12 protein-coding genes are annotated in these 24,030 nt (G+C 59.9%); 3 read left to right on the top strand and 9 right to left on the bottom strand.

What is annotated here, in order from left to right; genetic code table 11:
• Positions 1-26: 26 nt before the first annotated feature.
• Together RQ593_RS02155 and ileS are read right to left on the bottom strand one after the other, a co-directional pair.
• Positions 27-1,688, bottom strand: a complete 1,662-nt coding sequence (locus RQ593_RS02155) for a folylpolyglutamate synthase/dihydrofolate synthase family protein (protein WP_311449687.1) — start codon at positions 1,686-1,688, stop codon at positions 27-29.
• A gap of 131 nt (positions 1,689-1,819) precedes the next feature.
• Positions 1,820-5,161 (bottom strand): isoleucine--tRNA ligase, encoded by a 3,342-nt coding sequence (ileS, locus tag RQ593_RS02150; protein WP_311449686.1) that lies wholly within the window; start codon positions 5,159-5,161, stop codon positions 1,820-1,822.
• Between the two features lie 1,459 nt (positions 5,162-6,620).
• Between ileS and RQ593_RS02145 the strand changes: the two genes are divergently transcribed.
• Positions 6,621-7,562: a DUF6318 family protein gene (locus RQ593_RS02145; RefSeq protein WP_311449685.1), complete on the top strand. Its 942-nt coding sequence runs from the start codon at positions 6,621-6,623 to the stop codon at positions 7,560-7,562.
• 333 nt (positions 7,563-7,895) lie between these two features.
• On the top strand, positions 7,896-8,858 hold the full coding sequence (locus RQ593_RS02140) for a DUF6318 family protein (RefSeq protein WP_311449684.1): 963 nt from the start codon (positions 7,896-7,898) through the stop codon (positions 8,856-8,858).
• Positions 8,859-9,155: 297 nt separating this feature from the next.
• Here the strand turns inward: RQ593_RS02140 and cobA are convergent, their stop codons facing one another.
• Positions 9,156-10,067, bottom strand: coding sequence for a uroporphyrinogen-III C-methyltransferase (gene cobA, locus RQ593_RS02135; RefSeq protein WP_049352392.1), 912 nt, complete (start codon positions 10,065-10,067; stop codon positions 9,156-9,158).
• Position 10,068: 1 nt separating this feature from the next.
• A complete protein-coding gene (nirB, locus tag RQ593_RS02130) occupies positions 10,069-12,738 on the bottom strand; it encodes a nitrite reductase large subunit NirB (RefSeq protein WP_311449683.1) in 2,670 nt (889 codons plus the stop codon).
• A 545-nt stretch (positions 12,739-13,283) separates the two neighbouring features.
• Here nirB and nirD point away from each other — a divergent pair.
• Entirely contained in the window at positions 13,284-13,610 is a 327-nt protein-coding gene (gene nirD / locus RQ593_RS02125) for a nitrite reductase small subunit NirD (RefSeq protein WP_311449156.1), read from the top strand.
• A gap of 144 nt (positions 13,611-13,754) precedes the next feature.
• Here the strand turns inward: nirD and RQ593_RS02120 are convergent, their stop codons facing one another.
• The 5 genes from RQ593_RS02120 to RQ593_RS02100 all read right to left on the bottom strand — a co-directional run bounded on the left by RQ593_RS02120 (position 13,755) and on the right by RQ593_RS02100 (position 23,749).
• On the bottom strand, positions 13,755-14,495 hold the full coding sequence (locus RQ593_RS02120; protein WP_311449682.1) for a CbiX/SirB N-terminal domain-containing protein: 741 nt from the start codon (positions 14,493-14,495) through the stop codon (positions 13,755-13,757).
• An 81-nt stretch (positions 14,496-14,576) separates the two neighbouring features.
• Positions 14,577-17,420, bottom strand: a complete 2,844-nt coding sequence (locus RQ593_RS02115; protein ID WP_311449681.1) for an HtaA domain-containing protein — start codon at positions 17,418-17,420, stop codon at positions 14,577-14,579.
• Between the two features lie 220 nt (positions 17,421-17,640).
• On the bottom strand, positions 17,641-19,281 hold the full coding sequence (locus RQ593_RS02110) for an enoyl-CoA hydratase (protein WP_311449680.1): 1,641 nt from the start codon (positions 19,279-19,281) through the stop codon (positions 17,641-17,643).
• Positions 19,282-19,619: 338 nt separating this feature from the next.
• Complete coding sequence (locus tag RQ593_RS02105; protein WP_311449679.1) at positions 19,620-21,473, bottom strand: hypothetical protein; 1,854 nt, start codon at positions 21,471-21,473, stop codon at positions 19,620-19,622.
• Positions 21,474-21,952: 479 nt separating this feature from the next.
• Complete coding sequence (locus RQ593_RS02100; RefSeq protein WP_311449678.1) at positions 21,953-23,749, bottom strand: propanediol dehydratase; 1,797 nt, start codon at positions 23,747-23,749, stop codon at positions 21,953-21,955.
• Between the last annotated feature and the right edge of the window lie 281 nt (positions 23,750-24,030).

Here is a 24,030-nt window from a genome sequence, read left to right as displayed (position 1 = left end):
CTTCTCGTCAATAACCTCAGTGGGCTTTATTCGTCTTCGGAGTCATCATCACCGAAGAAATCATCGGTGTACGAATCACCCAGCGGCAGGCCCAGCGAATCCTCAAGCGAAGAACCCGCCGCAGACTCGCCGCCCAGCTCAGCCATGATGCCGTCCAGCAGCTCATCCGGCTCAGCTGACGCAGCCGCAGCGGCCGCGGCAGCCAGAGTCGAAGCCGACGCCGCACCCGCAGAACCCGCATATGCACCCTCGGCGGGCAGCTCATCCGGCAGCTCCTCAGCCTCAGCGCCGGGGGTCTTCGCCTGCTCATGCGCAGCCAGCAGGGTACGCGCCTCACCGATGACCGTAATCGAACCGGTAATCAGCACGCCCGCCGACTCCTGCTCGAAGAGGGCGTTCTCCATGGCGGTGGCAATCGCCTCGTCCAGGTGCTCGAACACCTCAATCGAGTCTTCGTCCAGACCAGCGTCCAGGGCGAGCTCGTGCAGGCGCTCCGGGGCAATCGCACGCGGCGAATCCGACGCCGCCAGATACAGGCGGAACGTACCGTCCGAAGCGTCAACATACTCTTCGCGCATGGTCTCAAACATGCCCAGCGCATCCTTCTCACCCAGGATGCCAACCACCGCGTGCAGGTGCGAAAGCTTGAACGCCTCGGTCAGCGCGGTCGCGGAAGCACGCACACCGTGCGGGTTGTGGCCCGCGTCCAGGATGGTCAGCGGCTCGGTACGCACAACCTCCAGGCGACCCGGCGAACGCACCGTCTCAAACGCGGTACGCACCACGTCCTCGGGTAGCTGACGCTGACCGCCGAAGAACGCCTCCACAGCGGCAAGAGCCATCACGGCGTTCTGCGCCTGATGCGCACCGTGCAGGGACAGCGGCACATCCGGGTACTCGCCCGCCAGGCCGCGCAGGGTCAGCAGCTGACCGCCGACCGCAAGCTCACGGGAGACAACGCCGAATTCCACTCCCTCAAAGGCGAAGGATGCTTCTTTCTCGCGGGCGGAGGCGAGCAGCACGTCCGCCGCTTCGGGGTCCTGTGCGGCAGAAATCAGGAAGCCGCCGGGCTTGATAATGCCGGACTTCTCGGTCGCAATCTCGGCGAGGGTTTCGCCGAGCATGTCGGTGTGGTCCAAACCGATCGGAGTGACCACGGAAACCACGCCGTCGGCAACGTTCGTGGAGTCCCAGGTGCCGCCGATACCGACCTCGAGCACCACCACGTCCACCGGCTCATCCGCAAAAATTGCGAAGGCGAGTACGGTAACGGACTCGAAGAAGGTCAGGGCGGGCTCGCCGCGGGAGGTCATTTCCGCGTCCACAATCTGCAGGTAGGGGGCGATTTCGTCCCAAATGCGCACGAAGGTGGCGTCCGGTACGGGTGCACCGTTAATGCAGATACGTTCGGTGACGCTCTCAAGGTGCGGGCTGGTAAAGCGGCCCACGCGCAGGTCGTGGCCGAGCAGCAGCGCCTCAATCATGCGGGCGGTGCTAGTCTTGCCGTTCGTGCCGGTGATGTGGATGACCGGTGCGGCACGGTGCACGTCGCCGAGGATTTCGACGGCGCGGGCTACCGCGTCCAGGCGCGGTGCCATCTTGTTTTCGGGTGCTCGTGCCAGCAGTTCACCGTAGACCCGCTCCACGCCCTCGGGGTCGGGAATTGCGGGGTAGTTCTTCTCGCTCATTGTTCTCCTCACTGGGATAGCCGGTCGGTGCCGGCAGGGGCCCACCGTGCGGCAGGATAACCGTGCGGCGGGATAGACGACGGGCCGCCCCGCCCGGTGATGGGGCGGGACGGCCGTACGGTTCAGGCGTTTTATGCCTTGGCTACGCTAATGCTCAGCTCGGCTGCTTCGCTCAGCTGCAGGGACACGGCGAGGGTTTCGCCGGTCACCAGTGCTTCGTTGGCGCGCAGAGCTGCCAGAGTTTCCTCCGGTGCCGCAATGCTCAGGTTGATGCGGTCCGCCACGTTCAGGTCGGCGTCCTTACGAGCCTGCTGAATAGCGCGGATGGTGTCGCGGGCGATACCCTCGGCAACCAGCTCGTCGGTCAGCTCAATGTTGAGGACCAGGAAGCCACCGGGCAGAACCGCAGCCGCAGTGTGCTCAGCACCCTCAGCGTCAGCGGCAACCACGGTTGCCAGCTCGTATTCGCCCTCTTCCAGAGCCAGGCCGCCGTCCAGAGCTGCCACGCCGACCAGGACGGTACCGTCCTCGGTCACGGTCCAGTCACCGGACTTGGAAGCCTTAATGGCGACCTGCACCTGCTTGCCCAGGCGCGGGCCTGCCGCACGTGCGTTCACCTTCAGCTGCTGGGAGATGCCGTAGTCGGCGGGGTCAACGGTGTCGGCGCTGACCAGCTCCACCTGGCGCAGGTTCAGCTCGTCCTCGACGATGTTCGCGAAGTACTCCGCGCCCTTCTCGCCGAAGGCGGTACCCAGCGCCGCGAACTGCTCGGGAGCAATCGCAACGGTCATCTTCTGCAGCGGCTGGCGCACGCGGATCTTCTTTTCCTTGCGCAGTGCCGAACCGGCGGAGCAGACCTCACGCACGGTCTGCATGAGAGCCAGCAGGTCGGACTCGTCAGCGAAAGCGGATGCCTCGGGCCAGTCAGCCAGGTGCACGGAGCGTTCACCGGTCAGACCGCGGTAGATTTCCTCGCTACTGAGCGGCAGCAGGGATGCGGCAACCTTCGACACGGTCACCAGTGCGGTGTAGAGGGTGTCGAATGCGTCGGTGTCTTCGTTGAAGAAACGCTCGCGGGAGCGGCGCACGTACCAGTTGGTCAGTGCGTCGGCGTACTGGCGCAGGTATTCGCAGGCGTTCCAGATGTCGTAGGAGTCCATCGCTGCGGTGACCTGCTCGATGAGTTCGCGGGTCTTACCGAGGATGAAGCGGTCCATCACGTGCTGCGAGTCGTACTTGAGCTTTGCGCTGTAGCCTTCGCCGTTGTTGGCGGCGTTAGCGTACAGGGCGAAGAAGTGGTAGACGTTCCACAGCGGCAGCATGACCTGGCGTACACCCTCGCGGATGCCCTGCTCGGTCACGATCAGGTTGCCGCCGCGCAGAATCGGCGAGGACATCAGGAACCAGCGCATTGCGTCGGAGCCGTCGCGGTCGAGAACCTCGGAGACGTCCGGGTAGTTGCGCAGGGACTTGGACATCTTCTGACCGTCCGAGCCGAGCACAATACCGTGGCTGATGACGTTCTTGAACGCGGGGCGGTCGAAGAGCGCAGTCGCCAGCACGTGCAGCACGTAGAACCAGCCGCGGGTCTGACCGATGTACTCGACGATGAAGTCCGCCGGGTAGTGGTTCTCAAACCATTCCTGGTTCTCGAAGGGGTAGTGCACCTGTGCGTAGGGCATGGAGCCGGAGTCGAACCAGACGTCAAGCACGTCTTCCACGCGGCGCATGGTGGACTTGCCGGTCGGGTCGTCCGGGTTCGGGCGGGTCAGCTCGTCGATGTACGGGCGGTGCAGGTCGGGTTCGCCGTCCTTGTTCAGGGGCAGGCGGCCGAAGTCTGCCTTGAGCTCTTCAAGGGAGCCGTACACGTCCATGCGCGGGTAATTCGGGTCGTCCGAAACCCACACGGGGATCGGGGAACCCCAGAAGCGGTTACGGGAGATGGACCAGTCGCGTGCGTTCTCAACCCACTTGCCGAACTGGCCGTACTTCACGTTCTCCGGGATCCAGTTGATCTGCTTGTTCAGCTCGTACATGCGGTCCTTGAAGTCGGTGACCTTCACGTACCAGGAGGTGATTGCACGGTAGATGAGCGGGGTGCGGCAACGCCAGCAGTGCGGGTAGGAGTGCACGTAGGACTTCTCGCGGATCAGCACATCGTCTGCCTTGAGGGCGTTGATGATAGTGCGGTTCGCGTCGAATGCCTGCACGCCTGCGATTTCAGCCAGGGCGGTGGAGCCGGAGGCGGTGGGCTCGGCGAAGAGGTTCAGGAACTTTGCGCCTTCGTCGAGGGAGAGGATCACGGGGATGCCGTAGCCTTCACAGACCTTCTGGTCGTCTTCACCGTAGGCGGGTGCCTGGTGGACGATACCGGTACCGTCACCGGTGGTGACGTAGTCGGCGACGAGAATCTGCCAGGAGGTTTCGGTGCCCCACTTTTCGGTGTCCGCGAAGTAGTCCCAGAGCGGGGTGTAGCGCACGTGCTCGAGCTGGGAGCCGGTGTAGCGTGCGGTGACGGCTGCGGCGGCATCCTCGGCGGGGTTGTCACCTTCGTAGCCGAGGTCCTTGGCGTAGGAGCCGAGCAGGTCGGAGGCGAGCAGGAAGGAGCGACCCTCGAACTTGCCGGCGCCGGGTACGACGGAATATTCAATCTCGGGTCCGACGGCGAGCGCCTGGTTGGTGGGCAGGGTCCAGGGGGTGGTGGTCCATGCGAGTGCTTCGACGCCGTCGAGTTCTGCGGCGACCTTCTCGTCAGCGCCGAGGGCGGTGTCTGCGGTGAGGCGGAATGCGACGGTGACGGTCTGGTCCTGGCGGTCCTTGTACACGTCGTCGTCCATGCGCAGCTCGTGGTTGGAGAGGGGGGTCTCGTCCTTCCAGCAGTAGGGCAGCACGCGAAAGCCCTGGTAGGTCAGGCCCTTGTCGTAGAGGCGCTTGAACGCCCAGATGACGGACTCCATGTACTCGACGTTCAGGGTCTTGTAGTCGTTCTCAAAGTCGACCCAGCGTGCCTGGCGAGTGACGTACTTTTCCCACTCGTTGGTGTACTTGAGCACGGATGCGCGGGCGGCGTCGTTGAAGTTGTCGATGCCCATTTCGAGGATTTCGCGCTTGTCGGTCATGCCGAGCTGCTTCATTGCCTCGAGTTCTGCGGGCAGGCCGTGGGTGTCCCAGCCGAAGCGGCGCTCTACCTTGTGGCCGCGCTGGGTCTGGTAGCGTGCGACGAGGTCCTTGGCGTAGCCGGTGAGCAGGTGGCCGTAGTGGGGCAGGCCGTTAGCGAAGGGAGGGCCGTCGTAGAAGACGAATTCGTTTTCGCCGTTTTCGCCTGCGGGGCGGTTCTCGACGGATGCGGCGAAGGTGCCGTCCTTCTTCCAGTAGTCGAGGACTGCTTCTTCCAGCGCGGGGAACTTCGGCGATGCGGTGACGCCGCTTCCTGCGGCTTCGAAGGCACTCGCCTTGGGGTATACATGGGACATGTGTTTGTGCGCCCTTATCTGTTGTTCTCAACGCTGAGAGGTTGGGGCGACAGGGTACGTAGCACTCGTCGTCCGCACCGTTTCAGCGGGTGAGGGTTGACATGACGGGTGCAAGGACGCCTGGGCATCGCTGACCGGTCCGGGCTGTGCCGGGGGCAGGATGCGGCGCGGTACCACCTTGCTTACTGAGTTAACCAGCTCAACGCACCGAACCCTCCCGGGGCTAGCGGGGTGTCGCGGTGTGTTTCCGCGATACCTAGCCACCGGAAGAGCGGCGCGTTGGGCGGGTATCAGTCGCTTATTACAGCTATATCGGGCTTAACCGTCCGGTTCTACTGGGACTACATCTCTTCCGCTAAGACACCCTCGCCGCAGCGATTGGCGGGTGCCCGCAGGTGCGGTCCGTTCTTCCGAATTGCTCGCCGGTGATGGCCGGGTCGTTGCAAACACTAATAGTTTATGTGGCTTTTGTGTCTGTATGCAACCCCGCGGGGTGTGGGTTTGAACGGTACTTTTCTGATGCGCCGATACTGGAGGTACAAAACAGAATGGTTCTTCGTTCGGCGATATTTAGAGCGAGTAGGGGCCTTAAGGGGTCCCGCATGACCCCGCGCTCGGGCGTGTTTAAGGATGTATGTTTTTACATTCCCTCGGTGTTGCTTTAAGTGGGTTTTGATTTTTTCGGGGGAACCCACGGGATTGCAGTCAGTGCAACCACAAGATATGGGGTGAACACCGATGTAATTCCACTAGATGTTCACCCCTGAAAGTTTTCACCCCCTCGGCGCTCCGTGTGGGAACTGATTTTTCCAGATTGAAGGGCAGTGCATAGTGGGTGAATAGAGTGCATATTTGGGGACTTTCGAGCGGGTTTCCCCTTGGGAATCGGGTGTTTCTTCTGGAGTATTGAAGGCTTCCTCGCGGGCAGAAGGTTGATCCAACCACCCTCCTCTCCCCCATCTTTTGGGAACACTGAGACGCAGCTCTTTTATTTTCAAGTCACAAATATGACTGAAATCACTTAATCTGACATGTGTGTAACCCTCTTGCTGAGTGGTAACCCCCATCACATAGCCCTCCACCAACGGGGCATGACCGTAATACTTTACAGTGATTGATATCCTGAGTGCCCCATAAGCTCTCAGAGATTACTAAGGTATATTTTCGTGCATTTTGACCTCAAAATAGTCTAAAATGAATCGTGCAACACATCAATGATGATTCGATAGCATCTACCCCCTCACCCGGGCGTGACCGTAGCAGTCTCAACGATGAGTTCACCAGTACCCCTCGCCCACGGCGTGAGGTACACCCGAGGTCACTTCCGGACAGGGTCTGAAACCGCGGCATTTGCCCAAAGTTTTCACCCCTTTCACGACCTCGCCCAACACGCCATACAACCACGCGCCCGCCGCCGGGCGCCCCGAGCCCGCCTCGGCATAATTCAAGGAGTTCACCGATGCTCTCGCCTACCCGCTCTTCGAGCACCCGTTCCGCCGCTTCCCGCCTTGTCAGCCGCCGCGCCCTACTGCTCGGTGGTGTGGCAACCCTCATGGCTGGTTGCGCCTCCGATATTCGCCCGCTCAGCGAAGAGGCGAAGGCTAAAATCGGCTCACCCTCCCCTTCTGCGAGCGCGACCGCTTCGTCTTCTGCGTCTGGTTCGGCATCTGCTTCACCGTCTGCTTCGGCGACCGCTTCGGCAAGCGCTAAGAGCAGCCCCTCCAGCGCGGCACGCGTACCCGTATCTAAGGACGCGCTCGTCGAGGGTTGGGAAAAGTACCCCGGCCCCCTGAAGCTGACCGGCGAATACATGGGTGAGTACCAGCCCGCAACGGATTCTTCCCCGGCGAAGAACGTACCCAAGCCCCTCAAAACCGTTCCGCACCGTGAGGAACCGACCTTCCAGGGCGCCTACGAGACTTTGCGTGCCTACTACAGCGCCCAGATCACCGCACTCAAGGATGGCCGCTATGCAGATCAGGCGATTGAGCTGACCTACCCGGCAGACAAGAGCGCCATCGACGAGGTCAAGGCGGTCAAGGAACTGTATGAGCAGAACGGCTGGTACATGGACTTCACGTGCAGCATTTCCATGCGGAATACGGAGCCTCGAACCGCCCTGAAGAACGGTGACGGCTACGTAGAAATCATGATAGACGCCAAGTATTCTGCCACCGCCATCCATCAGCCGGACGGCTCCGAACGCAAGATACCGGCGATTACTCAGGTAGCCATTCCGCACGTGATGCTCTACACCGAGGGTAAGTGGTGGCGAATCGGCAACGACTATCTGAACGAGCGTCTGAACGGCGGCAAGGGCTCTTCCGATTCTTCTAGTTCCGGAGGTTCCAGTTCCGCTGGTTCTAGTGGTTCTTCGGGCCGCGATTCCACTAAGGTCTAAATCCGCAGGGGCATAATTCCGGCACAGTCTAAACTAGCCCCGTTTCATTAATTTCATACGCACTAGCCCAAAGTCGTGAAGGCGCCCCCTCAGCACCTCACCGACTTTGGGTTATTGTGTTTTAAAGACAATGTCCAGGGTTTTTTGACGAAGTTTTAAAACCAGTCTTCTATAGTTAAAAGCGGATACTTCATACCGCCGCAGTTCACGCTTCGGCACACTCGTATCCCGGTACCCCCCTGTACCGCGCACCATACAAAACGATGAGGAAGAGTCTCTCGTACGCATCGCAGCGTCGCGAGTTACCTCGATCAACCACTTTCAGGAGATACCATGTCCTTCCGGCCGAGTGCACACACCAGCCCCTCTGCTAACGACCGAAACATGTTGACCCGCCGCGCCGCGCTCTTGGGCGGCCTGACCGCCGGTGCTTTGGCTCTAGCAGGATGCGCTTTCAACAAGGATATTCGCCCCACCGGTACCGGTGATACTTTCTCCGGTTCCCCGAGCGCCTCCGCCTCCCCCTCGGCGTCTGCGTCCGCTTCGCCTTCTGAGTCTGCCTCGGCTTCCGCTTCTGCTTCGTCTTCGTCCTCGTCAAGCCGTAACAGCTCGAAGATTATTCCGTCCGACGAGTTCTTGAAGGACTATAAGAAGTACATTGGCGACGTCAAGTACGAGTACAAGCCCGCCATTGCACACTATGTTGAGCCGACCGACACCTCCCCCGCGAAGAACGTCCCGATTCCGGTCATTGATACGGTGGCTCAGCGTACCGTCAGCCTCGAGGGCGCCTACAAGACCCTGGCTGCTTACCAGAGCGCGTACATTGCCGCGATGTACAGCGGCGATTTGCAGTACCTCAAGGGTCTGGTCCACGGCGCTGACAGCGGTCTGGTCAACAACCTGAAGGCTATTGCCAAGCTCTACGCTGCGGGCGGTTGGACTAAGGACTACGAGAGCAAGCTGAGCATCCGTGACGACAAGGATGCGAAGGCTCTTGCCTCTTCCGATTTGGCTGTTGTGGCGTTCCCCTGCCGGGATGTTGTCAAGGAATACACCATCTACCAGAAGGGTACCGGTGAGGTTCAGAAGGCAAGCACCCTGGATGTCGTGATTTACGTGGTGTACGCCGAGGGCAAGTGGCGCGTGACCAGCCGCGAGTACTTCGTATCGAAGTACAGCGACGAATTCCGCCAGGTCTTTGAGGGCCCCTCCTCGTCGGCTTCGGCAAGCAAGTCCAGCGGTGGCAGCTCCGGTGGCTCTAGCTCCGGTAGCAGCAGCGACTTCAAGATCTAGTCGCTTAACCTAGAGGTCATAAGAATAAACGACCCTGAGCATGAGGCGGGGCGGGTATCAACTGATACCCGCCCCGCTTTCGTATGTTCCTGTGCTTCTGTACCGCAGCGCTCCCCCGCTACTGCGCCAGCGAGCGCCTCAGCGCCCGGCAGGTGGCAACTACAGCACAGCAATACCAGCAGGCACAGCAACAGCCCCGCTCCTTGGCAACTAGGAAAACCAAGGATGCGGGGCTGTGCAATACTATCTGGCGCGTAGCTGGACTATCTAGCGCATAGCTACCTGGCGCGCCGCCTTCTAGGAGGTGGAACGCTCACGCAGACGCTCGTGAACCTCGCTCACAAAGCGGTTCTGATTATCGCGAGCATAATGCACGACCTCACCGATGACGGTAATAGCCGGTGCCTTAACCGATGCGCAATCCACCTGAGCGTTCTCAAGGGTCGTGACAGTCACACGCTCCTTCTCCGAGAAACCGTTCTCGATGGTTGCCAGCGGCGTGTCAGCCTCAATCCCACGAGAGAGCAGAGACGCCACCGTATCGGGCAGGGTACGAACGCCCATCAGCAGCACCACGGTGCCCTGGGCGCGCAGGGTCGCCTCAACCGCCGAAACTTCGGTCTCCGACAGGCCGGAGTGACCAGAAATGACGGTGAAAATCGAGGACACCTTACGCAGGGTCACCGGAATAGCCGCACGCGCAGGGACCGCAATGGCACTGGTAATGCCGGGGATAACCTCGGCCTCCAGGCCGGCGGCGATGCACGCATCCAGCTCTTCAGCGCCGCGACCGTACACGTACGGGTCGCCGCCCTTCAAACGCACCACGGTCTTACCTGAGAGCGCGTAATCAATCATGAGTTGCTGGATGCGGGACTGCGGAACAGCGTGCTTACCGGGAACCTTGCCCACATCAACGATGAGGGCGTTCGGTGCGTACTCGCCGTACTCCTGCGGGGCGAGGTGGTCCAGAAGAACCACGTCCGCCTCGCTCAGGGCACGCGCCGCACGCAGGGTCAGCAGGTCAGCGGCACCGGGGCCGCCACCCACAATGTAGACCTTGCCGGGGTTCTCAGCAGGCTCGCCGGGCAGAAGAATGCCGCGTTCCGTCACGCTATCGTCCAGGCTGTGCCCGGGCGCCCCGCCCGCGAGCACCTCGTCAATAGTGGCGAACTCGCGGGGCGGGAACGGAGGAATCTTCGGGCACATACTACGCTGCCGGGACCGGGTTGAGGTCACTGGGCTTACCCACGGGAATCTTGGCACCGGTCAGCAGAACGGTGTCGGACTCGCCAGCTTCTGCCGCCGCAATTTCCTCGGGGGTTGCGGGGCGGATCTGCTCGCGCTCCAGCACGTACAGGTGCGATGCCTCGTCGCTACCGTTGGGCTCGTTAATGAAGGCACGGAAGCGGCGCAGGCGACGCTCGTCCTTCAGGGTTGCTGCCCACTCGTCCTCGTAGGAGTCAACGTGACGCTGCATGTCGCGCTCCAGGTCCTCGCACACGCCCAGGGAGTCCTCAATGAGGACGGACTGCAGGTGTGCCAGACCGTCGCCGTGCTCCTCATCCAGATCCTCGAGCCAGCGAGCGGTACGCTGCAGCTTGTCTGCGGTACGGATGTAGTACATCAGGTAGCGGTCGATGTAGCGGATGATGTCCTCGCTGGAAGCGTCCTTGACGAAGAGACGACCGTGAGCGGGGTTTGCACCACCGTTACCGCCCAGGTACAGGTTCCAGCCGTTGGTGGTTGCAATCAGACCAACGTCCTTGCCCTGTGCCTCAGCACATTCACGGTTACAACCGGAAACACCGAACTTGAACTTGTGCGGGGAACGCAGGCCGCGGTAACGGTTCTCCAGCTGGATTGCCATGCCGGTGGAGTCCTGAACACCGAAGCGGCACCAGGTCGAGCCCATGCAGGACTTCACGTTACGCAGGGACTTACCGTATGCCTGACCGGACTCGAAGCCGGCATCGACCAGGCGCTCCCAAATGTAGGGCAACTGCTCCAGGCGAGCACCGAACATACCGATACGCTGCGCACCAGTGATCTTCACGTACAGGCCGAACTCTTCAGCGACCTCTGCGATGACGCCCAGCTTCTTAGCGGGAATCTCACCTGCGGGAATACGCGGAACGACGGAGTAGGTACCGTTCTTCTGCATGTTCGCCAGTGCACGGTCGTTGGTCTCCTGCAGGCCACCACGACCAGCATCCAGAACGTAGGAGTTGCGGAAGGAGGAGAGAATCGATGCAACGGTCGGCTTACAGATAGCACAGCCGTCGCCACCGTGACCGAAGCGTGCCAGAACGGAGTCGAAGTCGTCCAGGTTGGTCAGACGCACAGCCTCAGCCAGCTCTGCACGGGAGAAGTCGAAGTGCTCACACAGTGCCTTGGAGACGGTCAGACCCATCTTCTTCATCTGCTGCTCGAGGGTCTTCTGCAGCATCGGAACACAGGAACCACACTGGGTACCCGCGGTGGTGCAGGACTTCAGCGATGCAACATCGTGGTTGCCGTCAACGATAGCCTCGCGGACAGCACCGAAGCTGATGTTGTTGCAGGAACACAGGATTGCGTCGTCGGGCAGTTCGGTATCGGGGATGCCGTCGCCGCCGCCAGCTGCGGTCAGGTAGACGTTCGGCTCAGCGGGCAGTTCGCGACCGAGCAGGGGCTTCAGGGAGTCGAAGGGAGCGGTGTCACCAACGAACACGCCACCGAGCAGGGTCTTTGCGTCGCCGCTGGTCACAATCTTCTGGTACATGCCGCGTGCGGGGTCTGCGAACAGAACCTCGAGGCAACCCTCGGTGGTACCTCGGCGGTCACCGAAGCCGGCAACCTGAACGCCGGAGAACTTCAGCTTGGTTGCGATGTCGAACTCTTCAACCTGAGCTTCTTCGTTGTCGTTGAGCAGGTTAGCTGCCACAGCGTCAGCCATAGCGTTAGCCGGTGCAACCAGACCCCAGGTGCGGCCCAGCACGCAGGCGACCTCACCAATAGCCCAAATGTGCTCGTCGGAGGAGTGGCATGCGTCGTTGACGAGAATACCGCCGCGCTCACCCAGTGCCAGGTCAGCGTCACGTGCCAGCTCGTCGTTGGGGCGGATACCAGCACCGAAGACCACCATATCGGCGGGCAGGGTGCGGATTTCTGCATCCTCGGAGGGAGAATCTGCGATGGAGACAGAGACGACGTTGCCGTCAGCGTCCTTGTTGATACCGGAGATGTACACGCCGGTCTCAATGTCAATGCCGGTTGCCTTAATCTGGGCGTTCACGGCGTAACCGCCGCCCTGGTCAACCTCAACGGAGAGCAGCCAGGGTGCCACGTCCAGGATGGTGGGCTCTGCACCCAGGTCCTTCAGACCCTCAGCTGCTTCGAGGCCGAGCAGACCGCCACCGACGACGACACCGCGGGGTGCGCGGCCGAGGGTGGACTGCAGGCGCTTGACCTCGGAGACCATGTTCTTCACGTCGTCGATGGTGCGGAAGACGTGTGCGGCGTCCGAGTTAAGAATGGGGATGCGAACCGCGCGAGAACCGGTCGCGAAGACCAGCACATCGTAGGGGTACTCGTTACCCTCGGTGTCGGTGACGACGCGGCGGGTGCGGTCAAGCTTCTCTGCGTGGCAGTTGTTGACCAGGTTGATGTTCTCTGCATTCCACAGTTCGGGATCGCCGAGGGTCAGGTCCTTCTCGGTGTCCTTGAAAATCTGCTCGATAGCAACGCGGTCGTAGGGGATGTAGGGCTCATCGTTCAGGACGGTGATGGTGTCCGCTGCGCGACCGGCAGCTTCAGCGCCTTCGTGGTACGCGCGTACAAAACGCCACGCAGCGGGGCCTGCGCCGACAACGAGAATGTTGCGGGGGGTGTGCGACATGGATTTTCCTTCCTAGTTGTAATGCAGGTAGTTCATGGCACTTATCTACCCTCAGTGTGCGGCAGGAGCGTACCCGGCGTTGGAACTCCTAGTTTCCGTGCCGTTGGGCTCGTACCTGATGCGTACCGAGTAGTTGAAGCGCCCGCTTCTTTAGAATGCATCTGAAAATTACGAAACATTTTTGTGTGGGATTATGTTGTTTTTTCAGGCAGTCAAAAGGCGTTTTAAACTACGACTTTTATCGTACACGCTAGCGCGGGGTTGACGTATCGAAAATCCGCATTTTTTGGGAAAATTTTCCAAAAAAATCCGCGGAATACCGGGCTAGAATAGGGTATTCTTACCTTATCTAGACTTAATTTAGGTAAGGCTAATCTATAAAATTCAAGGTCATCTTTTAGGGTAAAAATAACCTTTAGCACCGTCCGCGTGCCCCATTTCCAAATGTGGGTTTCATAAGGTAAACTCCAAACAAAGAACACACGAACCGCTATTGTGTCCTGCACCCCGCGCGGCGCAGACCACCACTTCGAAAGGAAACCCCCATGGCTGAGAACTGGGTACGCATCTGCGCCGAATCTGACCTCGAAGAAAACTGGGGTGAAGTCGCCCTGGTCGATGGCTACCAGTACGCCGTCTACAAGACCAAGCACGGCATCTTCGCCAGCGACCACCTCGACCCGCACAGCCAGGCACTGGTCCTCGCACGCGGCATCGTCGGCGAGAAGAACGGCAACCCCACCATCACCTCCCCCCTCTACAAGGAGGTCTACGACCTGACCACCGGCGAGTGCCTCTCTGACCCTTCCTACTCCATCAAGGTCTACCCCGTAGAGGTCCGCGACGGCGACGTCTACCTCAAGACCGCCTAAACGCTCAGCCGCCTACGGCTAACAGGCGAAGGCTAACAAACGAAGCAACACAAAAACCTCGGGAACATAACGTCCCGAGGTTTTTGTGTTGCTCTTTCAGAAGCCCCGAAGGAGCCGAACTAGGCGGGGCAAACAGCGAACGCGCTAGGCGGCATCCAGCTGGGCGATAGCCGCATCCATGCGGTCAATAAAGCACTCCGCCACCACGGCAGCAGAAGCGCCACCCTGCGCGTTCACCAGCGGCGCGGCAACCTTCACCGGCACACCGGTCGACTCAGCATCACGGCGCATCTTACCGGCAAAGAAACCCTCCGCCAGCAGGTAGGTTGCAGCAAACTTAGGCTGATGTTCGGCAACGACCTCGTGGAACTTCGGATCAATCGCGGCAATGAAGCCGTGATGCACCGGAACGTGCAACTCCTCTGCCAGTAGCTCAGCCGCGCGGCTCATGTCCGCGCGACCATCAGGGCGGGAAGAACCGGCAGCACCCTGAACCACGGGGCCGTCACCGGGAGTCCAGCCAGCTTCCTCCAAACGGGCGCGGGTCAGCGCGGCAAGGCGAGAATCCGGACCCAGAGACTCACCAATGCTGATGCGCTCAATGCCGCTATTGCGTGCGGCACGGCGCAAGTCCACCTGAGTGTGGAAGCCTGTCGAGAGCAGAATCGGCACAATCACGCAGGGCTCATCCTTGGGCAGGGAGGCTGCGGCATCATCAACGCTGGGAGATTCCACATCCACATATGCGGCGTGGACACGGTACTCCACACCGTCATTACGCTGAGCAAGCAGGAACTTAATCTGCTCACGAATCAGCGTGATAGCCTCGCGACCGGCGACCGAGTCGGTGCCGTGCGAGGTTGCGATTACATTCAGAATAGTCATATTTCCATTGTATGAAAGGAACACCCCGCTTCCCCACTCATGAACGAGTGACGAAGCGGGGTGTTGCGCGAAGGCTAAATCTTAGCTCTTGCGGCGGCGTGCCACAACCAGTGCGGTACCTGCAGCCAGGGTGATAGCACCAGCTGCTGCGGCGAACATAGCGCCGGATGCGCCGGTCTGAGCCAGCTTCGAGGAGGAGCTACCGGAGGTGGAGCTTGAAGAGCCACCTGCAGAAGAACCGCCACCGAGGGAGGAACCACCGTTAGAGGAGCCGCCATTCGAGCCACTCACACCCAAGTTGTCGGAGGCGCCGGAACCAGCGTCAGAACCGCCGTTGGAGCCGCCCTTGTGGCCGGCAGTGTTCTGGTCGGCGGTGTTGCTCTCAGAAGCGGAAGCACTCGCGGAAGCGGAAGCACTCGCGGAAGCGGAAGCACTCGCGGAAGCGGAGGCACTCGAAGATGCCGACTCGCTCGCCGAAGCGCTCATCGAAGCGCTGCTGGAGCTGCTTGCGGAGCTCGACGCGCTCCCAGAAACACTCGAAGAAGCAGACGCGCTAGCGGACGCCGATGCGGACACGGTCGCCGAGGGGGTCACGGCGGGAACGCTCGGAACCGCGGTCGGGGATGCGCTCACCGATGCGCTCGGGGTTACAGACGCGCTCGGGGTTGCAGAAGGCGCCACGGACGCGGTCGGCAGAGACGGCGAGGTGGGCTCCTCCGAAGGCACTGCGGTGGGTTCTGCGGTCACGCTGGGCTCAGCGGTTGCAGAGGGTGCCACGGTCGGAGCAACAGTCGGCTCAGCGGTCACGGTAGGCTCAGCAGTCGGTTCTGCGGTCGCAGTGGGCTCAGCCGTTACCGAAGGCTCCGCGGTAGGCTCAGTGCTTGCAGAAGGCATCACGGTGGGTTCTGCAGTTGCAGAGGGTGCCACGGTAGGCTCAGCGGTGGGAGCAACGGTCGGCTCAGCAGACTTAGTCGGCTCAGTGGTGGGTGCCTCGGTGGGAGCAACAGTAGGCTCAGCAGAAGGCGCGACGGTCGGTGCCACGGTCGGCTCAGCAGACTTGGTCGGCTCAGGTGCCGGGGTCGGTTCCGGTGCCTTGGTCGGCTCAGGTGCCGGTGCCGGTGCCGAGTTCGCTGCCAGACGGTTCAGCCACAGCTGATCCTCGTAGGTGTTCGGGTTCTCGAAGCTGGTCGGGTAGATAATATCGCCGTTGGGCAGCTCGAGGGCGTTGTAGCCGCCGCTCTTGTCGGTCTTGCGCATCGAGGAGAGCACCACCTCGTTCACCTTGTTCAGGGTGTCATCCATGAACACCAGGCGGGAGCCGGACGCATCCACCACGACCACGTTACCCGCACGGGTCAAGAACATGGTGGCAACCTCGGTCTTCTCGAAGCCCTCAAGGGTTGAGGACTCGCGGACCACGCTGAAAGTGCCGTTCTCGTACTTGAGGATCTGCACCTTACCGCCGTACCAGTTGTTCCAACGGTAAATGTAGCCCTTGGGGCTGACCAGGGTCGAGGGCAGGGCGGTGGTGTAGCCCTCGGGCGAGGAGTTCGGCACCAGGGACACGCCGTTGCTGCTCAGGTGCAGCAGGTGGCCCTTCTGGACCACTTTTTCGCCAGACGCATCGTAGATGGAGGTCGACGGCGCGTACACGAAGCTACCGTCGGGCAGCGGCGCGAGGGTCACGGTGTTGTTGGAGAACGAGTCGCCGTAGTACTCATCGAGCGAGTAGGCGTTCACAACCTGCGGGTCGATGGAATCGGGCTTCGGCAGAGCCTGCGAGGTTGCCTTGCCGGATGCGTCAATAATGGTCAGCTTGCCGCCGCCCTGGCCGTCAATGCTGAGGATGCCCCAGGTGTTGTTGGCGGGGTTGTAGCCGATTGCCTTGACGGTGGTGGCGCCGAGCTCTGCGTCAGAGTAGATACCGGAGGAGACGAGCTTACCCTCAGCGGTCACGGTGTACAGCTCGGGCTTGTTGGTCTCGCTGCCGATGACGAGCATGCGGTTGCCGTCAGCATCCACAGCGAAAACGCCCTTGATTGCCTTCAGGACGCCGGTGTCGGTCATCTTCAGGTTGGAGCTGTTCAGCACGGTGTAGGTGGTGTCGCCGCTGAAGCTCGGGGGTGCCACGTGCACGATGTGGTTCTGGCCCAGACGTGCGGTGTTCTGGGGCTGGTTCACGCCCGCGCCGGTGTTGTAGGACTCGGCGGCGCTGTAGGCGCTCTTGGGGGCGTTGGCTGCGCTACCAGTGTAGGAGATGCTCAGCGGGTCGAGGCTGGCGCCTTCGTTATAGAAGTCAGAGAAGGCGTGGTTACCGTCGGCGGTCAGGTTCGCGGAGATGCCGCTGATGCTGACCACGCCGTCCTTCTCGCTCTGCTTGGCGGTGCCGGTGCTCAGGGTAGCCATCTTGACTTCCATGGGGCCCTCGAACTTGCCGCTGGCGTAGTTCTTGGTGCGCACGGTCATGTAGAGAGAGCCGGTGCCGTCAGCGAGGTTCAGTTCCACGCGGGGGTTGGAGAAGGTGAGGTTCAGGGCGCAGCCGGTTTCGGGGTCCTGACCTTCGGCGCAGTGGCCGGTGAACCAGAGGCGGCCGGTAGCCTGCAGGGTGACCTGCTTGCCGTCTTCAGAGACGGTGGTGGAGGTCGGGGTGAAGGTGAACTGCTTTGCGGTTGCGTCCCAGGCTGCACCGTCGGTCATTTCGCGGGGCATACCGTTATAGGACAGGAAGGAGGCGCGCACGCCCCAACCGAAGGACGCGCCAGCAGTTGCCTGGTCGCCTGCAGCGACGTTCTGTGCGGCAACGTTCTGGGCAGCGATATTAATGTTCTCGGCGAGAACGGGTGCCAGGGGCAGGGCGACAGCGCCAGCAACGGCGAGGGCGCAGGCTCCCTTGGAGAGGCGGGTGCTAGATGTGAAAATCTTCATTGGTGTGCATCCATACTATCGACATTGTTAGGACAGGCTTACTATATCGACAGTGTGAGAATTTCTCAAGATACACACCAAGTGAACCGTTTTATGACAAAACACCTCACCGCACACTGACGGGGATACAACTAACCCACGCCAGCACGCCGCCCAAGCACCAGGGAACAAGCACCGGGGGCCACCACTCCCCCAGCCCCTACGCAACTAATCTACGCAACTAATCCTTCTTCGGAGCGTGCACACGCGACACACCCAGGGCACCAAGAATCAGGCCGCCACCCAAAGTTACCAAAATCGGTAGAAGAGGCGAGCTCTTACTCGTATTGCGGGTAATCTGCGCCTCCGTTGCCTTCACACCATCCGGCGACCCGTGCTCAGTACGAACCTGAGAGGAAGAACCATTCAGAATCGCGGCACGGCGAGACTGCGCCGCCGAGTCAACACCCGAAGGCAGATTAGAGTCGGGGGTCGGCACCTGAACAGGCTGCGCCTCCTCAGTGCGGTACCCCAGAGCCGAGGAAGACTCGGTAACAGAACCACCCGAGGGGCGCGGAACAGAAATCGTGGCGTCCTTAGTGCCCGGAGCCATGGCGGTATCAGCCTGAATACCGCGGGTCTTAGACCTAGATCCTGCGGCGGGTGTGCTCGCGCCAGATGCACCTGCAGAATCAGTGGTAATCGTAGGATTCGCAGAAGGTTCCGCAGCCGATTCACTCTCGTTCTTAGAGGAAGAATCAGACGACGAGCCACCATTCTCGACAGAAGCCTGAGTCACCGTAAAACGAACCGTATTCAGCTGAAGGTTGCCATCATTGGCGGCGTCAAATGCTGCCACCAGGTACGTCTTGCCAATCTGCAAGGACGCACCGGGCACGCCAATCACAGCCTCGAAAGCACCGGCAGAAATGGATTCCGGACCCACATGCACGATGGCGAGCGCATCACCCACAGTGTTGCCATTGGAGTCGATTTCCATGACGATCAGGTCGTAACCCTTCTCGTTCTGAGGGAAGTTCGTGGCACGGACCGTGACGGGCTTTGTGTCATCCTGAGAGTTACCCTGCGAGTCCTGAATGGACATGTGCGCCTTACCCTCGCGCTGATTCATCGGGTCATGCATACTGGTGTCTTCGGAGATAACATACTGACCAGAATCTTTGTTCTTCCGGTTGTCTACGGTACGGCGAACCGTGTCACCGTTCGTATCGGTGGGCGACGCATCGGTGGATGATGTCACGGTGGGCGAAGGCAGGTTTACGGTTTCAGGGGTCGGTTGAGGAGTCGCCTCGGCAGTTTCGGCTTCTTCGCGCTCAATGTCGACCGGCGGTTCGGTGGGCTTTGCCTTACCGTTGCGCGGGTCAGCGGCCTCAACCAGGCGGTTGTCCCGCTCGGTCACAAAGAATTCGTAAGAGACGCCGTGCACGGTATCTTCCAGAACAATGACGTACACGACGTTAGAGTCCGTTGCCGGGCTCATCAGGAGGCGAAACTCCCCCTCCTTGGTCCCCTCAGTTAGGGTCGGGCTTTCCAGCACGGAGCCACCATACTCACCGGAAGGGGTGTAGAAGTTCACGTCAGCCAGAACACTGGAGGCCTCCAGGTCTTCGGGGAAGCCCGTCCAACGTAAAAGGTAGCCGCCATCCCTAAGCTGCGCTTTCATGGTGATTGTGGAGGCTGCGCTCTGCGCCTTCTGGTTGTCTTCAGCCTGGTCCGCGTTCAATGCGGAGGGTTTTAGCATGGCAGAGTGCGTCGTGACGGGGGCTTCCGCTGCGACGGAGGGTACAACAAGCCCACACTGAAGCCCCGCAACCAAAATGGTTGCGGTGACAATACGGTGCTTCGCTGAATAAATACTCATGCAATGCGTCTTTTCGTGGTGGAATTGTGCGCACTACTGCTCGTTCTTCACGTGCCGCGGGGAGCCCTTCGGGAGCGTCATGCGCCCGGACTCGTCGTACCACGCTCCGCTTCGTATTTCAGGTGGCGAAGACCTGACAATAGCTCGCATCTATTTATCGGTTATGTCAACCCTATCACGAACCTTAAGGTTTATTCATGCGAGGGTAGAGTTTTTTTGAACACCCTGAACATACGAATTACCCCCGCTATCTGCGTCTACAGATAGCGGGGGCGAACATTCCTCATGAAACAAAGAACATCATATACAGAGCCGTCAAAAAGCACTGATGAGGAATATTAGCCGCCGAGGACTCCCCTGCGGTGAGCCATCCATGCGGCACCAACCACCAGCATCAAGCCAGCACCTCCAAGAACCCAGAAAGCTACACCGTGCTGCGCGACCTCTTCACCAGCAGGAGATGCCGCGGAAGCTACAGCCTTCACACCATCCTGACGATCAGCATTCGCATTGGAGTGCACCTGGGTGACGTTCGAGTTCACCGTCGCGGAACGAGTATTAGACTCGGAGTGAACCACGGGAGTGAAACCCTTATTGCCAGTACCAGAATTGCCACTACCAGAAGCTGCCGACGCCGCTTTTTCTTTATCCGTCAGAGCATCCATGTTCGCAGCAACAGCAATCGACGCCGGGTCAGAACCCGAGCTATACGCCGAAATCTGGTTAGTATGGGTCGGCTCAAAAGCCGAACGCGGACTTATCGTACGTGCCTGAGCCAAAGCCAGCAGGGCCTGACGCTGACGCTCCGCCTTCGCTTCCTTTGCCTTGGACATGGCGCTCACCGCATCCAGGGTGGAGCGGGGCGCACTCGTGGCAGACTGGCCTGAGCCCGACTGGGTTGCATCAGAGCGGGTCGAGACGGAGCTAGCAGCCGAGGAGGAGCTACCCTGAGTAGCGCCGGTCGACTCTGCCGCATTAGTGCTGGGCGTGAGCGATGCGTTGGCATCCTGGCTGGGCATCTCATCCTTCGTCGAGGAGGTTGCGCTACCGGTCGCCTCGCCGCTGACTTTGAATCGCACCGAGACAACTTCTTCCGCGTACTCAGTATCGTCCGCATGGACTAGGTAAGCGGTGTACACCGAGCCGGTCTTCAATAGAGAACCGGGCATACCAATCTCTTCCTTGAACGCGCCATTGACGATGCGATTAGAGCTGATGTGCGTAATGGACAGCGCATCGCCCTTGTGGTTGCCGCTCATATCGGTTTCAACCACGATCAGGTCGTAGCCAGCCGCGTTTGCGGGCAGGCGCTCTGCGCTGATGGTCACCGGCTTGGTTTCCTTATCAGAGCGCACCTCAGCGTACGCAACCTTCAGTTCCGAAACGCTCAGGGTCTGAGTATCACGAGAAGAGGTCGATCCGCCGGGGACCTGGTCCAGCTTCTGAGTGTGGGTTTCAAGGTTCGGCTGCTCAGAAGAATCAGAGGGAATCTCCACCTTGACCCTATCCTTGCTACCCTTCTGATCTGCAGCCTGCTGGTTCTTCTGCTCCTCTTCACGGAGCTTTTCCAGCGCCTTCAGCTCATCAATGGTCGGCACATGGTGGGCACTCTCCTTCTTATCCACCTTATCCACCATAACCTCGTCAGAGTCATCTTCAACGGGAATAGTGTGCGGTGCGAGGGAGCCTCCAGAAATCATGAATTCGCCGTAACCCGCGTCGGAGGTCACCAAATCCATGGCACTAATGGAGTAGTAGCCTTCCTGGGGCATCTGCGGCAGCTCAAAGGTGACGAGCATCGAGCCGTCATCAGCACGCTCAACCTGCAGGGCAGACGGCTCGTAAGTGTCAGACCCAAGGAACGTGCCAGTGGCGTCGTAGTACTGCATTACCAGGTACACCCTAGAGGCATCGCCCACGTAGCCGCCCTCATAGAGGGGCACGAGCTTAATGGTTGCCTGACCGTCCTTGATGGACTGAATCTGAATCTCAATGGTGTCGACCTCAATTTCGAGGTCTTCGTAGGGGCAGCTCGAATTAAATTCGCTATTAACCAGAGCCGTCAGGCAATCATTCACGTTAATTGCTTCAGCCTCTACTGCGGAGGCGCCAGGAAGCACAAAAGCGCTTGCACCTAAAGCGGCTGCAAGCGAAAGAGCATGAATGCGTTTCGGAAGTCGAGTGATAGTCATGTGCGCCATTTCGATCGATGTAGGCGCAAAGCGTGGACTAGGGAAGGCTCACCACAAGCCGGTGTTTCTATCCAAGTATTTGCGCACCAGTACGTCGGTTACACCCTAGCCTAACACGGATATTGCACTTAATGTTGCATTGCATTCATGTGCTAAAACTTTATGTTGCAATAATTGCCGAAATAAAAGGGAATTAAATACTTTACTGAGATATAAATAACGCAAAATTCGAATGCCATAAAATATTCCCAGCAGTGCACTAAAAAGAAATTTTTACACCGCCCCAAGGCGCAACAGTGCCACTGTATAACAGTGCCACTATAGAACTGAGCCGCTGTATAACAGAGCCAACACTCGGGCACACAGAAGGCGCCCCACCAAACACGCACCCACACGGCACGCGTCCGATAGAACGCCTCCCATCAGCCGCTCCCCTACAGAGAGCCACGCTTCACAGCGCGGAGCAGCAAATAGCTGACCTACTCAGTACCCAGCTCCTCAGCACCCTCAAGGCGGCGACGATACACGTTAACCGCCACAGCAGTACCCACAAAGGCAACCGATCCCAGCAGAGCAATACTCAGCGGCAAGGTACCCTCCGGCAGCGGGCCGTTATCCTGAGCGCTCGCCTCCAGCTTCGAACCGGAAGAATCACCGCGCGACTTCGAGCTACGCGTATAGAAACTACCCGAACCGGCGGCACCCACATTCTCCTGCGGAGAAGCAACAGTCACCGTCTCTCCCTCAGGGGACTGGTAACCCAGCAGGTTCACCACGGTACGACCCGGTAGCATCACCGCATAACCAGACATCACCATCGTCGAAGGAACCACCGCAGTCTCAGCCACAGCACTACGAGCCTGCGCGGTAATCGCACGCGCAGACTGCTGCGCCTGCACAATGTAGCCCAGAGCGCCATCCACCGACGGAATCTTAGCAACAGAATCAGTCGCCAGACCCTGAGCGTCTGCAGAGGTATCTGAAGAGTCCACACGACCCGAAGGAACCGAAGGGCTCACACGCTGATTCGCCTCAGAAATCACCGGGACCAGCGGGCGAACAACAGTATTCGTAGGCTTCGGAGCCGGGTCCACAGGAACAGCACGCTGAATCACGCTCACACCAAAAGCACTGGTCGCCATGAGCTGCAACTCTTCAGTGGAGTCACCACCCACCACAACCACACGGTAGCGCTTACCCGCATTCAACGAGGTGCCGGGAACCTTCAAATCAGCAGAGAAAGAAGCATCAGTCACCTGCTGAGGGCTCACATGCGTGGTCGCCAACGGCGAACCCACGGCACCACCATCGACGGGCATTTCAAAGACCATCACGTCATAGCCGAGGCTGCTCTCCGCCACATTCCTGGCGCGCACGCTAATCGGCTGCAGTTCATCCGAACCGCGCAACTCTGCGGTAGAGATTTCCAAGGTCGCCTCGCGGGTCTCCGCGGGAGCCCGATCAGAGCGGGAGTGCACCAGCAGGCGGTCCTCGGTCACCTCGGCAGGTGCCGTGTCATTGGACGCCGATTCGGAAGGGCTCGCGGACGCATTCACCGAGGCGCTAGCGGATGCACTCGCAGAAGGACGCGCCGAAACGCTCTGCGATGCAGACGGGGCCTCAGAAGGTGCCGGGGCAACCGTCGGACGCGGGCTATCCTTCGCGACACTCGGGGATGCGCTGGGGCTCAGGGACACCTCGGGGGCGGGGTTCGCCTCCACACGGTTAACGCGGGGAACACCGGGGGTATCGGGGAAGAAAATGTTCTGGCGGCTAGCCATAATCTCATCGGCTGTTACACCATGCTCAGGCATAAACTCAACGGAGACAGTCTCGCCGTTGCTTAGATTCTCAATTTCGATCATGTACGGCTGCTCAACGTTCAGGCGCTGGTGAATACTGACCTCCAGCGCACCCTCATCGTTCAGGGAGGCAGTCATCTGGGAGGCGGGAACAGTCATCGCGGCCACGGGACCGTCGTCAACGGAAATAGCGACCAGGCGAACCTTCAGGTTCTCCAAAGAGGTTACGCCGGTCAACGAGAGCAGGGTGTAGTCCTTGCTCTGAGCAACCAAGTCCAGGGTAATGTTGTGGCTGACCACATCGGTGGCAACAGCGATGGGAAGTTCAGGCTTCGGAGACTGCTGAGTCTGCGCGTGAGCGGCAGATGCGAAGGTGGCGGGGGCCAGAGTTGCAGGCGCGACGGAGCCGCCCAAACCGAGGGCGGCAGACGCTACTAGCGCCGCGCCGCGGCAGGAACGCTGCGTGGAAAACATGGTCACCTATTTTCGTGAGTGAGTGTGATGAATCGTCATGTGACTCCTGCGCCCAAAGGTCGGAAGTAGGCGCAGAATAACGGTTCTCTGATATCGGTGACCGGAGGCGCTTCACAGCGACTCCTACCTCGGGTGAACGAGGAGCTAAAGAGTGATAGTACCGTCTATGACAGCACTCTAAATTATAGGTATAACCTTAGAAAAAGTTAAAGATGTAGGGATGCCCGAATCTTGCATTTCGGACATCCCTACATCTATGTGTATGTTTTGCCTAGTGGGGC

This window comes from uncultured Rothia sp. (genome assembly GCF_963507905.1).
In the GTDB taxonomy this organism is placed as follows: domain Bacteria; phylum Actinomycetota; class Actinomycetes; order Actinomycetales; family Micrococcaceae; genus Rothia.
The sequence above is the reverse complement of the archived record's forward strand: the minus strand, read 5'-3'. Positions and strand labels throughout refer to the sequence as shown.

Coding starts and splice junctions, on each gene's coding strand:
- RQ593_RS02155 (WP_311449687.1), bottom strand. CDS start 1,688: ATGAGCGAGAAGAACTACCCCGCAATTCCCGACCCCGAGGGCGTGGAG.
- ileS (WP_311449686.1), bottom strand. CDS start 5,161: ATGTCCCATGTATACCCCAAGGCGAGTGCCTTCGAAGCCGCAGGAAGC.
- RQ593_RS02145 (WP_311449685.1), top strand. CDS start 6,621: ATGCTCTCGCCTACCCGCTCTTCGAGCACCCGTTCCGCCGCTTCCCGC.
- RQ593_RS02140 (WP_311449684.1), top strand. CDS start 7,896: ATGTCCTTCCGGCCGAGTGCACACACCAGCCCCTCTGCTAACGACCGA.
- cobA (WP_049352392.1), bottom strand. CDS start 10,067: ATGTGCCCGAAGATTCCTCCGTTCCCGCCCCGCGAGTTCGCCACTATT.
- nirB (WP_311449683.1), bottom strand. CDS start 12,738: ATGTCGCACACCCCCCGCAACATTCTCGTTGTCGGCGCAGGCCCCGCT.
- nirD (WP_311449156.1), top strand. CDS start 13,284: ATGGCTGAGAACTGGGTACGCATCTGCGCCGAATCTGACCTCGAAGAA.
- RQ593_RS02120 (WP_311449682.1), bottom strand. CDS start 14,495: ATGACTATTCTGAATGTAATCGCAACCTCGCACGGCACCGACTCGGTC.
- RQ593_RS02115 (WP_311449681.1), bottom strand. CDS start 17,420: ATGAAGATTTTCACATCTAGCACCCGCCTCTCCAAGGGAGCCTGCGCC.
- RQ593_RS02110 (WP_311449680.1), bottom strand. CDS start 19,281: ATGAGTATTTATTCAGCGAAGCACCGTATTGTCACCGCAACCATTTTG.
- RQ593_RS02105 (WP_311449679.1), bottom strand. CDS start 21,473: ATGACTATCACTCGACTTCCGAAACGCATTCATGCTCTTTCGCTTGCA.
- RQ593_RS02100 (WP_311449678.1), bottom strand. CDS start 23,749: ATGTTTTCCACGCAGCGTTCCTGCCGCGGCGCGGCGCTAGTAGCGTCT.